This is a genomic window from Paenibacillus sp. FSL H8-0537 (genome assembly GCF_038051995.1).
Classification (GTDB): Bacteria; Bacillota; Bacilli; order Paenibacillales; family Paenibacillaceae; genus Pristimantibacillus.
The window spans coordinates 879571-896265 of sequence record NZ_CP150290.1 but is presented as its reverse complement, the minus strand read 5'-3'; the positions used below and the strand labels follow the sequence as shown (position 1 = coordinate 896265).

The window sequence follows — 16695 nt, the reverse complement described above, 5'->3', positions numbered from 1 at the left end:
GTTCCGAATTGGTCATTGTACAATCTAAAAATTTCATCTAAAGTGAGATTCAAATGAAAATTGTTATCAATTAGAAAGAGGGTTCGAGATGTTTAGACAACAAGCTTTTCACAAAATGGCATGCCTTGCCATGCTAGCACTTGCTGTATTCCTCGCTGGCTGCGCTAATCAGGAGACTGCTGAACAGGTGGAGGATACAGCCCAAACACCGGTAACTCGGATGATAAACACATCTATTGGCGAGATCGAAATCCCAGCTCAGCCCGAGCGCATTATTGTAGATTGGAATATCGGACATGTGCTTGCTGTAGGCGTCACTCCTATCGGAGTGCCTCACAGCCTTCTCGATTATGGCGAGTTTATGCGCAAGCCTCTGGAGAAAACAGCGGATATCGGAAATCACAATCAGGTTTCACTTGAAAAAATGGTAGCGCTTGAGCCTGATCTCATTATTACGTGGAACAAGGATGCCTATGATTCCTATTCCAAAATCGCTCCGACGGTCGTTTTCGTGCCTGACGAATATGCATCCATGGAAGAGGAGGTGACCGCTATGGGTGAAATTCTGAATCGCCAGACGGAAGCTGAAGCGTGGAATGAGCAGTTTACCCAAAGAGCAGAAGCAGCGCGCAAAAAAGCACAGGCGGCCGTACCGGCTGGCGCCACCTTTACGATAGCCGATTTTAATTGGCTTACCAATGTAGGCATTGTTGGAAAAAGTGCAAACCGCGGCGGTAAAGCGGTATACGACTTGCTTGGCCTCACGCCTGCTACAAAAATCAAACAGGATTTAATTGATAAAGGCGAGGAAAGCATGGATATCAGCTCCGAGCTATTTGGGGAATATGTAGGCGATTATCTCCTGCTTATGAAGTCCGAAAACAGCGATAAAGAAGATATTCCTGAAATATGGGCGGGGATGGATGCCATGAAAAATAACCAGGTATATGAGCTGGATATTCATAAATACCTTTCTGCTGATCCCTATACGACGATATATCAGGCAGAAGAAATTGCTGAAAAATTAGCCTCCAAGCAAACTAAGCTGCAATAGGCCACAGAATAGACCCTAATAGACCTATTCATGTGCTGATCAATCGTCTTCCTTTGTCGGTCAAGCTGATTGATTCAGCCTATCGTTAAATAAGGAAGGGCGAAAAGGCAACGCTATGCCTTCCGCCCTTCCTTCCTCGTTTAGCTAGGCTCCGTGCCCCACACTAAATTTCCGTTTTGATACAAGGTGACCTTTGTATAATCTGCATAAGTGATTCGCAGCGGGTTAAAAGAATAATCATCCGTCTCGCTGAAATTCGTCCAATCGTTCTTATGAATGCGCGTATGAATTTCGCCAGATGTTCCGCCCGCCGGAATACTGCCAGCGCCAGCGCTAAAAGACAGCTCCACATAATGATCGGCGCCCGTCCGCGGCGTGCTCAGCTTGACGAAGCTGCCCGCCACATTATTATTGCCTACTTGGGCATAGTCGCTGAAGAAATTTTGCTGTTTTTCTCCGTCAATCGTGTACCAGTAGCGAATAGTAAGTCCGCTCAATGCGATGGGAGCGGTCCCGTTATTTTTTATAATAAACTGCGGCTTCAGTTGGTTATCCCCAGCATTGGTATCCCCTGCCCGGTAAGCTACCGCTAATGAACCAGAAGGCTGCTCTGGTCCGGTTGTACCGCTCGGTGTGGCGGCTGCTTCGGCTGAGGCTGCTCCTGTGCCTGCGCTGTTGACCGCTTGAATAATATAATAATAGGTCGTTCCGTTCGTAACGGCTGTGTCATTATATCCGCTGCCAGCTACAGCAGCAGACAGCGTCGTATATGGCCCGCCGCTCGTCGTCGCCCGTTTCACCGTATACGAGGTCGCGCCAGCTACCGTATTCCATGCAAGCTGTACCTGCACGTTGCCAGCTGTTGCTGTTAAGCCGGACGGCGCAGCAGGAACGAGCGGCCCCTCAGGCGTCTCGACCGTTTCCAGCACCGACCAATAGGCGGGCTTGGACTGCAATCGCTCATCGAATAGGAGCGGCCAATTGTTGCGGGCTACCGGGAAGGTGCGAAGCCAAGTATGCGCATCATCCTTGCCCCATAAGGTCACATTCGTAACGGTGTCCGTATGCCGCAAAAACACCTGGAACAGCGACTTGTACAAATTGGCTTGGCGTGTTTTTAGCTCCTCCGAAAATGTCTCATAGGATTGTGAATTATCCGAATAGACGCTAATATCCAGCTCGGTAATATGCGTTTCCAGTCCCAACGCTTTGAATTTGATGATGGAGCTTTCTATTTCTGCAAGCGTCGGGTAATAAAGACTGATATGCGTCTGGTGGCCGACGCCGTCAACCGGAATGCCCTTAGCCTGCAAACGTGTAATTAAATTATACAGCGCCTGGCTTTTTGCCGGTTCATGCGTATTGTAATCGTTAATGAACAGCTTAACAGTCGGGTCTACCGCATGGGCGAACTCGAATGCTTTTTCAATATATTCTTCACCCGCAATTTGATACCACAGGCTGCGGCGCAAGCCATCTGATTGCGATGCATCGATGACCTCATTCACTACATCCCATGCATATATTTTGCCCTCATATCGTTCCATTACCGTCTGAATATGATTTTGCATGCGTGCATACAGCACCGCTTTGCTGACCAGGTTACCGTTCGCGTCCCGGAACACCCAATCCGGCGTTTGCGCATGCCAGACTAGCGTATGTCCCCGCACCTGCTGGTCATTTTGCACACCGAAAGCTACAGCAGCATCTGCCTCCGTAAAATTAAATACGTTCTCCTGCGGCTCTGTGCTATCCCACTTCAGCACATTGCCAGGCGTTACGCTGTTAAAATGCTTGGTCAGAAGCTGTTTGTCAGGCTCGGTCAGAAGCTCATCATTCGTAAAAGCCGAGCCAAGCAGAAATTTTCCGGCAAAAGCATCTTGAAGCGACGGTATGTCCTCTTCAATAATAATTGGGCCGAGATCCGGCTGCCGCTCTAACCGGAAATCGTCGATGTAGAAGGAAGCGGTTGCACTTCCTGATACCTCAAAATAAACCGATACCTGTGTGGCCGGCTCGAGCATTTTGAATGCAGCCTGCAGCTTCGTCCAGCCGCTCGCTGTGACTGCTCCAGATGCAATATTCTCATAGCGGGTACCCGCTGGCAATGTGCGCTGAAGAGACATTGAAATATTGGTGTTTGCTGCTCCAGCAGGCAGCTTGACCCAACCAATAAACTCATACGTTTGCCCAATCTCAAGCTGGCTTGTCACATCCAGAGAAGGTCCATGCCAAGTGTTTGTCCGTCCACTTACCGCCAAGCCGTAGGCTCCGCTGCGCGCTGCTGCGGCATTCGCAGCCAGAACCTCCTCACCGCCGCGGCCAACCCATTGCTGCGCCGTACCATCCTCGAAATCGCTCAACTGGAGCAAGGTATTTCCGGCTTCCTCCGCTTGCACAGGCTTTGCCCAATAGAGGGGAAGCAATAAGCTTAGGATAATCAGAAATTTAAGCGCTTTCATAAATGGATAAAGCTGACGAATACTCATTCTTTAATTCACTCCTTTTTCTATTCGGTTACGGTAACCACTCACAAATCCGTAGTACTGTCATTCAACATACATAAGCGAAGCTAACGACAAATACTTGTCTATATTTTTAATTAGACGCGCCTCCTCCCTATGTTGGTTGAAAGAGCCTACCCCTTTGCAAGCAAGATACCCGATAGATAAAGCTGGGAACGACCCGTGTAAAAATTATACATCTTCCTAGACCAGCCTACAATATCAATTAATAGAAAAATTTGTAATTATAATTTATACAGCAGCTGTAGAAGATGGCAAGCCAATCTTAGGCATCACTGATTATAAGGGGAATAGACACTTACCGTTGGAGATGAAGAAGTCACATTTTTTTTGAAGGTGATTTTATCCATTTTGCGATTGACCAGTCCAATTAACTGATCCGCCATGTAGGACGTGGAATATTTAAAGCCTGACTCTTCCCAATAAAGAATAACCCCTATTGCAGCTGACATCTGGTAGCTAAGCATTATTTCATAGTCTAGAGCGGGGCTTCCCTCATCCATAATAATGTGCATATCGCGCCTCATCGACTCCCGAAGCACGTCGTAAAGCTCGAACCCGAAGCTGCGATCTACAGAGAGCAGCGCTTGAAATTCATCTTTATTTTTCTCAATATGGTTAAACAGCTGCAGCGCCGAAGGATAAATATCTTCTGCCTTTACCAGATCCATCCCCTCGTAAGGGATGAGCAAGGTCTCGGCAAAGCCAAGCAGAAATTCGCTTCGTATTTCTTGCAGCAGCTCTTCTTTGCCTACAAAATGCTTATAAAAAGTGCCGCGATTGTAATCCGCCCGCTTCGCCACATCAAGTATGGTCACAGCCTCATATCCTCGCTCTAATATGAGCGACACGAATGCAGCTTTAATCGCTTGACGCGTTCTTCTTGTTCTTCGGTCCAGTTGATCCTCCGTTGCCAATGCGCTCATCCTCCAAAGCTTATAGGTCATATTGTTTCTATTATACCTCATTCAATATTCCATAATAAATGTCAGCTAATCTTGCCTACCTATTAAGCATCCAAGACATGCATACGTTGGAATACATTTAAACATCATAAGCAAAATCAACAATTGAGCTTCATATGTTCAATTTCCGTCCAAAAGTAGACATATATTCTTTACCTGTCACCTACGTGACACTGAAGAGAGTATTGATTATTGTCGTGACAACATTGTGAAGTGTAACCTGTAATGGCAGACATACATCATATTCATTCAACATAACGCTCGACTAAATTATACGATAAGGATGCGATAAAACATGGTTACTACAACAACAACGAAAACCGCAGTCATTACAGGCGCCGCTGGCGGCATTGGAAAAGAGCTTGCCCGCCGTTTTGTAGAGCGTAAAGTTAATTTGGTCCTAGTAGACTTGAAGCTTGAAGCCTTGCAGCAAGTCGTTGCTGAGCTTGGCCTTGACGATTCCAACTCCCTAATCGTAGCAGCAGACGTCTCCAAAGAAGAGGATGTTGAAAACTACGTCAATAAAGCCGTTGAAAAATTTGGCACAATCGATTATTTCGCCAACAATGCAGGCATCGAAGGCCCATCTGGACTTATCGAAGAGCAAAGCGTGAAAGCACTCGACCTTGTATATAACGTAAACGTTCGCGGCGTATTCCTCGGCCTTCACTATGTCGTTCCTGTGATGAAAAAGCAAAAATCCGGCGCGATTTTGAACACTTCCTCGCTGGCAGGCCTTATGGGCGCACCAGGCATGTCCCCATACATCATGTCCAAGCATGCCGTAATCGGTTTAACTCGCGTTACAGCTAATGAGCTTGCTCCGCTTGGCATTCGTGTCAACGCCGTTCTGCCAGGCACAATCAATACGCGCATGATGCGTCAAATTGAAGAAAACTTCGGCAATCCGGAGGCCTTCAAAAAAGCCAATGAAGCGGCAACACCTATGGGTCGTTACGGCGAGCCGGAAGAAGTGGCAGCGGTAATGAACTTCCTCCTGTCGGATGAAGCATCATTCGTTACAGCATCTCTTTATACGGTCGATGGCGGTATGGTCGGACAATAACAACTAGATAAACACCTAACCGAAAAGGAGACTATCCACTATGAAGCTTGAAAACAAAGTCATCATTATTACAGGTGCGGGAAGCGGCATTGGACGTGCGACTGCCTTAAAGCTTGCTGCCGAAGGCGCTATCGTCGTATCTTCCGACTACAATGAAGCAACCGCTAAAGAAACAGCGGAATTGATCAAGCAAGCCGGCGGACAAGCTTCCGCGATCCGCGCCGACGTTTCCAGTGTCGAAGATGTTAAAAACATGATCGACATAGCAGTTCAAACGCATGGGACGCTTGACGGTATTTTCAACAATGCTGGCGTAGGGGATATTCGCTCCTTTGAGGATCACACACCGGAATATTTCAACCATGTTATTTCCGTAGACCAATTTGGCGTGTATCTCGGTATCTACTATGCTTCCAAGAAAATGAAGGAGCTTGGTGTTAAAGGTATTATTGTCAATACCGCTTCCATCTTCGGTTACATGGCTGCTAAAGGCAGCTTTGCTTATCAGGCTGCAAAGGCTGCGGTCATTATGATGACAAAATCGGCAGCACTGGAGCTTGCTGAGGACGGCATTCGCGTAACAGCAGTAGCACCGGGCTTTATTGATACACCGATCATCAAGGACGGCGATGATTTCAAAACCTTCCTTGCTGAGCAGCATCTGAGCAAAAAACTCATTCAGCCGGAGCAGATTGCTGATGTTGTAGCTTTCCTCTTCTCCGAAGAGGCTTCGGCTATCAATGGACAGACGATTCCTGTTGAAGATGGCTTTCTTATCTTTAAACGCTCTTAATTCATACTAGCAAGCAGCAGCTGCCGATTGCCCGCAGATGCTGCTCTTTTTTTGCAGTCAACCATACTTGTTGTTATCGTCGCCTCTTTATAGTATAAATAGGCATAACAAGGGAGCTGATGCTGGTATGTACAAGCATATTATATTTGATTTTGACGGCACGATTGCCGACTCTGCTGCCGCTATTTTGACCATCTATAATGAAATGGCGGTGCAATATCGTTTTAAGCCTATAACGGAAGAGGAATATAAAAAGCTGAGCAAGCTTACTTTGCAGGAGCGATTCAAGGCGCTTGACGTCCCCTTTTATCGGTTTATGCTGTTTCGCAAAATCAGCAAGGAATTCAAACGGAAATATAACGAGCATGTAGCCTCCATTCCATTTTGTAACGGAATGCAAGAGGTATTGAGCCATTTGCTGCAAAGCGGCATAAAGCTATCCGTAATTACATCCAACGCCGCAAACAACGTCGCAGATTTCCTGCAGCCACACGGTATTCACACCTTGCATGAAATACGCAGCTCCAACGGTCTGTTCGGCAAGCATAAGACCATTCAAAGCTATTTGAAAGAAAACAAGCTTCGACGGGAGGATGTAATCTACGTCGGTGATGAGCTGCGGGATATCATAGCCTCCCATAAATGCGGCATTAAGGTAGTCGGAGTCACATGGGGACTCGATCCTAAGGAACTGCTGGTATCCGGCAAGCCTAGTTATTTAATTGACCAGCCAAATGAGCTTTTGCGTCTGATAGAATCCACCTCTTCTTAACCTCACATATGGCAAAAACATATCAGCCTCGAATAACAGTAAAACTGACGCCAGCCGAGTATCGACATCAGTTTTACTGTTTACTATATAAACAGGCTCTATCGCACGCGATGAACGCCCAGAACCTCATTAACTGTGCCGTCAATCGATACATGGACGACATCCTGCTTCACCGTTCCGTTATTATAATAAGCTGTAAATGTGAAGCTTAATGTTCCTTTGTTAAGCTTTTCGAAGGAGGCATCCCATAGCTCGCCAGCCCATAATGTGCCCGCCGTATTTTTCACCTCCAGCTTCGTTTGAAATCTGTTCATGACAACCTCTACGCGCTCCGGCTTCGTATCCGTCCCCGTTTCTGTCGCATTCGCTACCAAAATGAACTTTTCTCCTGCCCAAAATACGCTATATGCACGTGGAGCTTCTTCATCCCCGCTCTGCTTTTTATTATAGGATTTACGAATGCTGTTCCAATCGTCCGTATGATTGACCATTCCCGCTACTTTCAGCGGCTGTACTTGTACGGTTTGGGAGATCGTTACCGGTTCGGCTAGACCATCATCTACAGTGACGCTAAGCTGCCATGCGCCAGTCTGCTCCATTTTGAGCCTCGGCCCTGTCTTCCCATAAGGATAGGAAACTGTATATTCATACGCATATTTTTGCCCGGAAGGCGACTTAAGCTCCATCTTTAGAGCTAGCGTATCTTTGTCTGGATCAGCTGCATTCGCCTCGAACGTTACCATGTCCCCTTCAAAAATCGGTTTCGGAGACCAGTCTACATTAATCGTTGGCGGACGATTCGTCACAAAATAAATATACGCATATTTCCCTGGATTGCCCGCTACATCCGTATCTATGACCGTCAATCGATAGGCTTGTCCGGGAATTAATCCCGCTATTTGATGCGAACGGGCAGCCGCCGGCAGAGCCATATTGTATTCGGCTGAACCATCGCCATTCAAGTCAATCGTTGTCACACTGCCATCTGTATTAACCTTTTGCATATAAAAGACCCGAGCCGCATGGCCTGAGGATGGGGCCGCATCGCTAAAAGCATTAAAATTAACCGTTACCGAGGTCGGTTTAATTTCAAGATGCTCCTCCACATCATCCGGCTGCACCGTATCCACAAAGAGATAGCCATTGCTGCTGTATGGACCCCATACATAACTGTCATACGCTCTTGCCTTCCAATAATGCAAACCTTCCTGCAAAGGAAGTGTTGGTACATGGCTGGTCGCAGCATTCGCCATATTAGTATCCAGCACTTTGCGACCGGCGGCATGGAAAAATACCTCGTAATCAATTGCTGTGATAGGATCATTTTCAGGATCAATGGTAAATACACGCAAGACCGGACGATTGTTATTTGTATAAATCGGCTCTGCTGCTGCTGCTCCGTCGTAGCTTAACAAGTAGGTAGTGGGCGGCGAATCGATGATAAAATATGCGGCATTGCTATCATCGGACCACGCTCCACGACTGAATACGCGCCCCTGCACCTTCACCTTGCGTCCAATATCTATCGTGCCCGCTTCAAGCTGGAAGCTCGCATCATCGCCCGGGTATTCTACCTCTAGCGCCGTTTGACCATTATCCACATACGTTAATTTCAAATAAAACTGTTCCTGCGGATCATTTTCTTTATCCCGGTATATCCACATCAGATTTGGATCGTTCAGGACAACCGTTGGAGCAGAAGATGTGCCGCTAGGATAAGTCAAAACCATTTCCGGTCTAGACTGATTAACTGGAGATAGCGCCTCCTTGTAAACTCTCGTCTCCGACCAGAAACTCCATGCCCCATGCATGTCCTTCACCTGCTCCTGAACGATAAGCTCGACGCCAGGGCGGCTGTAAAGCAATCTTTTCCCTATTGTCCAAGCTCTCTCGTCCGACCAGCGCGTTCGAAACAAGCGATCCGCCAAATATCCGGGAACATCCGGGTCATAGGACGTGTCGTGCGTCAAATAATCCAGCGCTTCCCCTCCAGCATAAATGGTGCCAGTAAACCAAATATCCGGCTGCGCAATTGGCCTGCGGTGCACATAAAGCGATTTAATAACAGGCTCTGAGAACAAACGGTAATCAGCCAAACCGGGATTATCCTGTGCCGTATAAGTGATGGCATACAGTCCGGGCTTGTCGAGTGAAGTTAGCGCCGCGCCGAAAGCTCTTCCATTATATTGGCTAAGGCCGAGCGTATTAGCAAAATAACTTGGATTATGCGCGTAGCTCCATTTTTCCGCTAATCTAGCATCTGTCTCGGGATCACTAAATAGCTTATTGTATAAAATCTGTTCTCCTATAAGCACGGCCTCATAGGTTTCCTCTGGAATGGAATCGCCATAATTGATGCGCTTCACTTGGCTAAACGAGGCCTGCTGCTGCCCAAGCGACATCAAGCCTGCTGATCCCTTTTGGTACGTTGCATCCGTCGCTTCCAGCTTATTAACCCCATTAATAGAAACGCGGTGCACACCCGCGAGCGATTCCAGCTTGAAGGCATAAGGGATACCCGCACTCCTCGGCATCGCGACCTGAGCCATAACAGTCTTGATTCCGCTCTTCACTTTGTAAAGCGTCAGTGTACTGCCCATCCACTCCACCGCATACATATTTTTTTCATCTTGAATTTGAATGGCCGCTCCTACCGGTTTTTCATTCGATAAATGATTGATGGATAAATCAAATTCAAGCACCTGATTGCGCATCATGCTAGTTGGATCATAAAGCAGTCCGCCCCATGCCTCGCTATCAATTTCAACCGTAGTATCGTTAAGCAGCCGCGGCAAATCTCCCGTTGATTCACCTTTGAAAGGAATAACTACTTTTTTGCTTGTAAGCGAGCTTGAATACGGTCCCGTATAGATTGTATTTGTTCCAAAGCCTAGAACAGAGCCATTTGGGAGAACGTTCGAGGCGCCGCTAAAGGCAACTCCGTCATAGCCATTTCCATCTGAATATTTCATCGCATCCGTCACGAATAAGGCTTTGTTCTCAAAAGTTTCCGCACCTAAATACGGTGTTTGATTAATGCTCAATACACCTGCCCAATGCTGTAATTTTTGAAATGCTGAGCTTGCCCAAACTTGCTGGCCACCCGATGTCTGATAAGTGATTTTATTAAAGAGCTTCACACCAGCTGCCATAGCCCAAAATTCATCCGAAGGCTGTGAAAATGGGCCGATTAAGCCTGTTTTAGGCCATAAAATTTGCGTCATCACCGGATCGTTTGGGGTGGGGCTTTTAACATTAGCTGCAGAAAACTGGTCAAGCATCCTGTAAGGGTTTCTATCATCGTTTCTCGTTATGGAGCCATCTGGCATAATCAAAAATCCATACGGTGTCGCCATTATTCCCGGCTTATTAACCGCTGTTTTTGCGAGCTCATTAGGGAATTTCAAATCGTCAATCGTGCCGCTGTTCTTCTCCGGCCTCGTAAAGCTATTTGTTGCAGTATGGTAAGACAGAACACCGCTCACCTGAGAGTAGCCATGATTACCAAGCTCGAAGCGCATGGAGGTCGCATAGCTTTTCGTCCGGTCAGTCGACATCGTAATTGCTGAAAGCATGCCATTGCCAGTTACATGACTGGCTATTAATTGACCACTCGGATTTACAGCATAAAATAATGCCGTCCAATTATCCTCCGTACCTCTGCGCATGTTCGCAGCCAATAACAAATTTCCACTTGCATCCACATCTACACTGCCAATCTGGTAAACATTCCACATATCTATTCCTGCATGCATAAGCTTTGTCCAATACAGTGTTTTTTGGGCTACAGAATATTTAGCAACATAAAGCTTTTGCCGAATATCAAACGTTCGCCCTCCATTGCTTTCCCGATACGCGACATACAGAAACTGCCGATCTGGTGAAAAAGCTGTGCCAATGACCTTATTGCTCGGGTCGTCCCAATAGCTGCTTCCTGCTGCTCCTCCCGCAGCTGGCGGCGCAATATTCGGGTATTCTTCCAACAGCTGACCAGTCTCGATGTTATATAAACGCAGCGTGTCGCCTGAAGCATTTACGATCCCTTCTTCCAGAAAATAAGCCTGTTTCATCTGGCTCGGATGATATTGATAAAATGCCCCTTTGAAAGTGATTCCGGGATGTACATACGTATGTTCAATCTGGCCTGTCCATATATCACGGATGGCAAACGCCCAGTTTTTAGACTCTGGCGGTTTGTAGCTGTAAACCCAATAATAGCCCGCTTCGGTCATCACCGTCGTTTTGTAGCCAGCATAAATTTGGCCGATACTGCCTTCCCATGCCGGCAGCGGCTTCACATTTTTCGCTAAATTATAGCTTCCATTAAAATCTGCCCATAGAGCATAACGAGTCGTTAGATTAGCTCCATTTGATTTCCAGCTTGCCTTATTCGTCGTACCCCCTTCATATGGCGTCTTATTGACCCATGAGCGCAAAATCGAATCCGGAGAGTAGAAGGTAACTGGCGGACCGCTGCTCTCCCCCTGATCTGGCTGCTGGGTCAGGCCAATAGCTGTAAAATCAACACTTGGCGCACGATTAATAATGTCCGTTGCCACAATAGCAGACTGCGCCAACAAGCCATAATCCTCCGTTACCGTTGCACGGTATTGGCGCTTGCCGACTGTCGTATATTTTACGCTGTGCGTGTCCTTGTACGTACCGCTATATAACGTGCGCCATGATTCCTCGTTAAAATTGCCATCATTGTCAGCATCGTAACGTTCTTCAAGCAAAAGACGCTCCAGCTTGTCGCCATCTAGGCTACTCGCATCAATATAAACCATATTTTCGTTATGACGCACACCATGTTCGGCAGCGGAAAGCTCCACTACTGGCGGCTGATCAGGTACAACCTCCAATGGATAGGCTGCCCATTCACTCTCTCTCCCTTGAGAATCATGCACCTTTCCCTGAAGGGTATAGGCTCCAAGCTGATCCGGTGCTTTAGCAGGCCATACACCAGTCGTGTAAGTGCCACTATCATTTTTCTTATAGCGGATTTCCGACTTGTTGAAATCAATCGTCACTCCCCGATCCGACAACGGTGTAAAGGAGTTATTCAGATGATAGGGCTGTGGGAACGGCCTTCCCTGAATCCAGCGCGTCACACCAGAAATGATGGCAACGGGTTTTGGATCATTGACATAAAGCAGCGCCGTATCTGATTGGCTTTCATAGTCGTTAGATACATTCAGCGTGGCTTTATAAACGCCCGGTTCATTAAATATGACCGCAGGATGAGAGAAATCTCTTTGATCAAAATTTAATTTGTCTAAATTTTCAGTTAATTCCCATGAATAATCGGTATAACCTCGGGCTTTCGCCGATAAAGTTGCCTGGTCGCCGGTGAAAATAGAGGTTGGACTCCAGTTGGCATTTACTTCAAGTATCGGTCTTGGTGCTGGCGTCGGCTCTGTTACTCCATTAGTAGCTGTAGCAGTTGGCGTAGCCGCTCCCGGCTTGGTAACGGTGGTCGCGCATTCAATGGCCTGCTCCGCTGTCGTTCCATCCGTGAACGTGACTATTGCCCGCATGACGAATGTCTCGGTATAGCTGTCTCGGCCAACCAACTGGGCTTTCGGTATTGTGAATGCAAATTTATAACTGATCGTATCCAAAACCTGAGCAATGGTCTGCGTTTGATATTGGCTACCATCTTCAAGGCGAGCGAATACTTTCCAGTTTTTTATTTTGAGCGAGCCTCGCTGCTTTAGGGTTGCTGTAATTGTTGAGTTTACAGTAACAGCTTTGTCCGCAAAAGTAACGGTAGATGGATCAGCTTTGCAGGTGCAGTCGAGGTAGGGCTGGTCTATTGGTGGGATTGGCTCGAGTGTAAGTCGAACTTCTCCTTCGTATAGATAGGTTTGGGCTGTCCAGTTTGTATAAGTGTCAAGGTTATAAACCGCACTCATTGCATGCCCGGTTCTTGTTGCTGTAGGAACTAGTAATGGATTATCAAGTACAGTAAGGGTTGCAATTTCTAGATAACCCCTATTGTCAGTTCCACTTTCTTTTCCCGTCTTTAAAACTTTTACAAATGCACTTGGACCTACTGGATCTGCCTTGATTAAATCAACTGATTTAGATTTCAGCTTACTAAATCCTATCTCATCTCCAGTTGGCTTATAAATATAGGTAGATGGTCCGGAAAACCCATCACTAATAGCTAATGCCCAGCCTGCGCTGTCAATTGCGATCTTCACAGGTATGCTTTTACCATTAATATCTTTGCCCATCTTACCTGGGCACTCAGCTATACCCCTGACCCAGCAATCCGAGTCAGATGGTGGTGATACAAAGTATTCGACATTGTTGTTTGCTGAGAAATACCACTGTTTCCCGTTAATTGTTCTATTCAGAGCAAAATACATCTGAGAAGTATAACCTTTATTCTCGACATCTACGAGTGCGCCTGCAAATTCCGGTATTGTAATTTTATTGTTTATTGGGGTACCAGTGTTTAGCTTTCCTTTGTTTACAAGACTGGTACCGTTAGAAGAGCTAACTTCCTTCCAAATCTCGTAAGTTTTAATTTGATAACCATTAGGTACTGCAGAGCTAAGATTAACCTGTAAGTCCCTCAACGTTACCTCGGAGCTGTATTTCTGCACCTGGCTAAATGGAATTTTTATTGTTTTTGAAATTGTAGGAGCTCCAGAAATATTCGAAGGTTGAATAGACAATCCTGACAAAAAAATCGCGATAGTCAATAATGATGCAATTAAAACTCTCCAATTTATTTTTTGAACCATACATCTTTCACCTCTGTCAAATAAAATTGAGAGTTTTTATTCATCTGCGAGCCATATCGCTCCAGATGAATTGGCAAGGCTCCATACTTTTTAATTTGTTCGTCAACAAATTTTTTACTTGCAAAATCAAATCTGTAATTATGACCGCTACCATCTTTTTTATCGAAACTAAAGGCCATCTTGTTGAAAAATAAACCATCACGTTCTTTTACAGTACCATCACTGAAGATATATTTATCGTCTAAAAACACACCGCCGTTATTGCCTTCCGTGTACATGTAAAATGAAGATTGCACCAATTTCCATTTAGAAGAGTCTACGATTAAGTTTTTGCCAATAAGTTTATATGCGAAAACATAGCCCTGATTTTCTTTTGCTAATTCTCCGCCAAGTATAAGATCGGCTCCTTTTAAATATTCTGCGTAAAAACCAGCTTTATCTGCAGGATCAAGAACCAGCAATTGATCAATAATCACATCATACGTTTTATCAATATTTACTCTATGCGGAAACTTTACTAAGTCATTCTGGCCGAACATAGTAATCATATTATGTCTATGCCACTTCACTTCCGCCGCTGTTGAAGCCCCCTGATCCACCGACAGCTTCCCGCCACCCGCGAGTTTCAGCAGGCGCGTGACGATAACCGCCGCTTGTGCCCGAGTGGTTGTCCCATCTGGGTCAATCGTTTCCGCCTTGGCACCTGTGCGGGACAGCAAGCCTGCGTTCACGGCGCGGAACATCAGCTCATCCGCCGTCAGCTTTGCGCCGCGGTACTCAGCATTTGCTCCGCGTACGGCGAGCTTAGCCATTTCCACGCGCGTTACCGCCTTGCCCAGATCGCCCGTGAAATCGCCAGCAGCATAGATTTTCGCATCAGTCAGCGCCCTCTGATAGCCTGTATACCATGGCTTGCCCGCAGGAGCAGCCGCAGCCTCTACCTTCGTCGTCAGTGCAATAACCTTGAGCAGTTCCGCACGCGTAATCGGATTTTGCGGCTTAAACGTTTGATCCGGATACCCGTTCAAAATACCCGCCTTCACCGCAGCTTCAATTGATTCCTTCGCCCAATGTCCTGAAATATCCTTAAACACAGGAGCAGCCGCCTGAGCCATTTTAGAATCTACCGACGTTAACGACAACGTAGCCATTACCGCCACCAACACTAGCAATACAATAGAGCCCTTCCACCATTGCGATCCCATTTTCCCCATCTTATTCAGCCTTCTTCCGATTAGATTAGTTTGAGTAAATCATAATGGCCAAGCTCTTGCCGGCCTCGCTTTTGTCCATTATGATTTTCTTTCCGTTGTAGGTTTTCAGCAGTCTAGCCTCCAACGCTTTTCCAGCATCCAACTTCACCGCGTCCCCGTAAGCTGCATCCGCAGATTCCCCCACATAACGGGCCAATAGCTCTATTAACAACTGTTTATGTACAATGGGCTTCTCATATAGCCATATCGTCGTTGCTTTTTTCCTGCTGTCATACTCCATCGTTATTTTGTAATCGGCGGGTTTTCCGTTGCCTTCAGGATTAAGCAGCACCGTTTGCCCACTAACCATCACATCGCCCGAAAAGCTTTCGAGTGACACAACCAACTGCTTCAGCTCCCCAGTCGTTACGTAAGTTGGCTGTTCCGTCAAGCCCGCAACGCGAGCCTGCGCTGACTGCCAATTCAGCAAACGATGAATGACCACAATCGCTTCCGCACGCGTCAGCTTGCGGTCCATCCCGATCCTGCCGGCGGCATAACCCTTCATCAGGCCAAGCTGCTTGGACATATAGACATAACCCTTTGCACGTCCTGCCTTGTCCTCACCCGCCGCCCGAACGAAGAGCCTCGCCGCTTCTCCGCGCGTAATCGCTTGATTCGGCCTAAACTTGCCTGTATCATATTCCGTAATTTTCAATAAACTAAGCTTCAATCCAACTGCCATATAAGGGCGAAACCATCCGCTGTCATCTAGAAATGGCGTATCCATATTGGCCACCTCAAGCTGCTGTGCTTTTATAACTGCGGCAAGCAGCTCTGCGCGAGTAGCTGGCTTATTCGGTCGAAATGTAGCATCCGCATAGCCGCTCGCATAACCAGACTGTACCGCCTGCTCCACAGGAATACGTGCCCAATGGCCCTCCATATCGTTTAGCCGCTGCCTCGCCTCTGCCGCCTGGGCATGCAAAACCGGATTAAAGGCAAGCGCCACAACGACCGTTAACATAAATTGATTTTTCTTCATGCGGGGACTCCTTCATAGGTAAAATGGCACAGCCCATCCCCCCATAAAGCGCAAAAAAGCACGCAAAAAACCCGGGAGGATTTAAGCGTGCTTCGCTTCATAATTATTTTATACTTTACCCTATTTTATAAAATATTGTCAATCCATTTTTTAGCTTATTTTGTCACAATAACTCATAATACCCTTCATCATTATCCGAAATCCGCCGAATTACCCCATGTATAGCTAATTTTCTATGATCAACAGTTGATATACGATCCACTTCACGCTCATCGCTCATTTTGAAAAACTCGCCACTATGCCCGTTATTTCACCATCTCCTTAATCGTATATGCCATAAGATATCTCTCACCGCCTATTGAGTGTTAGAGTTACCCTAATATATTTCACAACCCAAACTTACAAATGAAAGCGATTACAAAAAGTCGGATTTAAACATGTTAGATGTCGTTATCGTCGTAGTTGCATCGGAACTGACTTCTTATAATGAAAAGGCATCATAAAGGAGGGCTGTGAAAAAATACCGG

9 protein-coding genes are annotated in these 16695 nt (G+C 46.5%); 4 read left to right on the top strand and 5 right to left on the bottom strand.

Annotated features, from left to right (window positions below; translation table 11 throughout):
* The first annotated feature begins 88 nt into the window (after positions 1-88).
* The gene (locus MHB80_RS03735) at positions 89-1054 is read left to right on the top strand and encodes an ABC transporter substrate-binding protein (protein ID WP_341280911.1); all 966 of its coding nucleotides are present in this window, start codon (positions 89-91) and stop codon (positions 1052-1054) included.
* A gap of 140 nt (positions 1055-1194) precedes the next feature.
* Here MHB80_RS03735 and MHB80_RS03730 read toward each other — a convergent pair whose 3' ends face one another.
* Both MHB80_RS03730 and MHB80_RS03725 read right to left on the bottom strand, forming a co-directional pair.
* Positions 1195-3543: an endo-1,4-beta-xylanase gene (locus MHB80_RS03730; protein ID WP_341280910.1), complete on the bottom strand. Its 2349-nt coding sequence runs from the start codon at positions 3541-3543 to the stop codon at positions 1195-1197.
* A gap of 308 nt (positions 3544-3851) precedes the next feature.
* Complete coding sequence (locus MHB80_RS03725) at positions 3852-4505, bottom strand: TetR/AcrR family transcriptional regulator (protein WP_341280909.1); 654 nt, start codon at positions 4503-4505, stop codon at positions 3852-3854.
* Between the two features lie 334 nt (positions 4506-4839).
* Between MHB80_RS03725 and MHB80_RS03720 the strand changes: the two genes are divergently transcribed.
* From MHB80_RS03720 to MHB80_RS03710, 3 genes are all read left to right on the top strand, one after another.
* Positions 4840-5610 carry an SDR family oxidoreductase gene (locus MHB80_RS03720; RefSeq protein ID WP_341280908.1) on the top strand — a complete coding sequence of 257 codons (771 nt, stop codon included), beginning with the start codon at positions 4840-4842 and terminating at the stop codon, positions 5608-5610.
* Between the two features lie 40 nt (positions 5611-5650).
* Entirely contained in the window at positions 5651-6403 is a 753-nt protein-coding gene (locus MHB80_RS03715) for an SDR family NAD(P)-dependent oxidoreductase (protein ID WP_341280907.1), read from the top strand.
* Positions 6404-6530: 127 nt separating this feature from the next.
* On the top strand, positions 6531-7175 hold the full coding sequence (locus MHB80_RS03710; RefSeq protein WP_341280906.1) for an HAD hydrolase-like protein: 645 nt from the start codon (positions 6531-6533) through the stop codon (positions 7173-7175).
* A 98-nt stretch (positions 7176-7273) separates the two neighbouring features.
* On the opposite strand, the gene MHB80_RS03705 is transcribed toward MHB80_RS03710, so the two are convergent.
* The 3 genes from MHB80_RS03705 to MHB80_RS03695 all read right to left on the bottom strand — a co-directional run bounded on the left by MHB80_RS03705 (position 7274) and on the right by MHB80_RS03695 (position 16168).
* Positions 7274-13414, bottom strand: a complete 6141-nt coding sequence (locus MHB80_RS03705; protein WP_341280905.1) for a hypothetical protein — start codon at positions 13412-13414, stop codon at positions 7274-7276.
* Positions 13415-13914: 500 nt separating this feature from the next.
* Positions 13915-15144 carry an S-layer homology domain-containing protein gene (locus MHB80_RS03700; RefSeq protein ID WP_341280904.1) on the bottom strand — a complete coding sequence of 410 codons (1230 nt, stop codon included), beginning with the start codon at positions 15142-15144 and terminating at the stop codon, positions 13915-13917.
* 25 nt (positions 15145-15169) lie between these two features.
* On the bottom strand, positions 15170-16168 hold the full coding sequence (locus MHB80_RS03695; protein ID WP_341280903.1) for an S-layer homology domain-containing protein: 999 nt from the start codon (positions 16166-16168) through the stop codon (positions 15170-15172).
* Positions 16169-16695 lie beyond the last annotated feature (527 nt).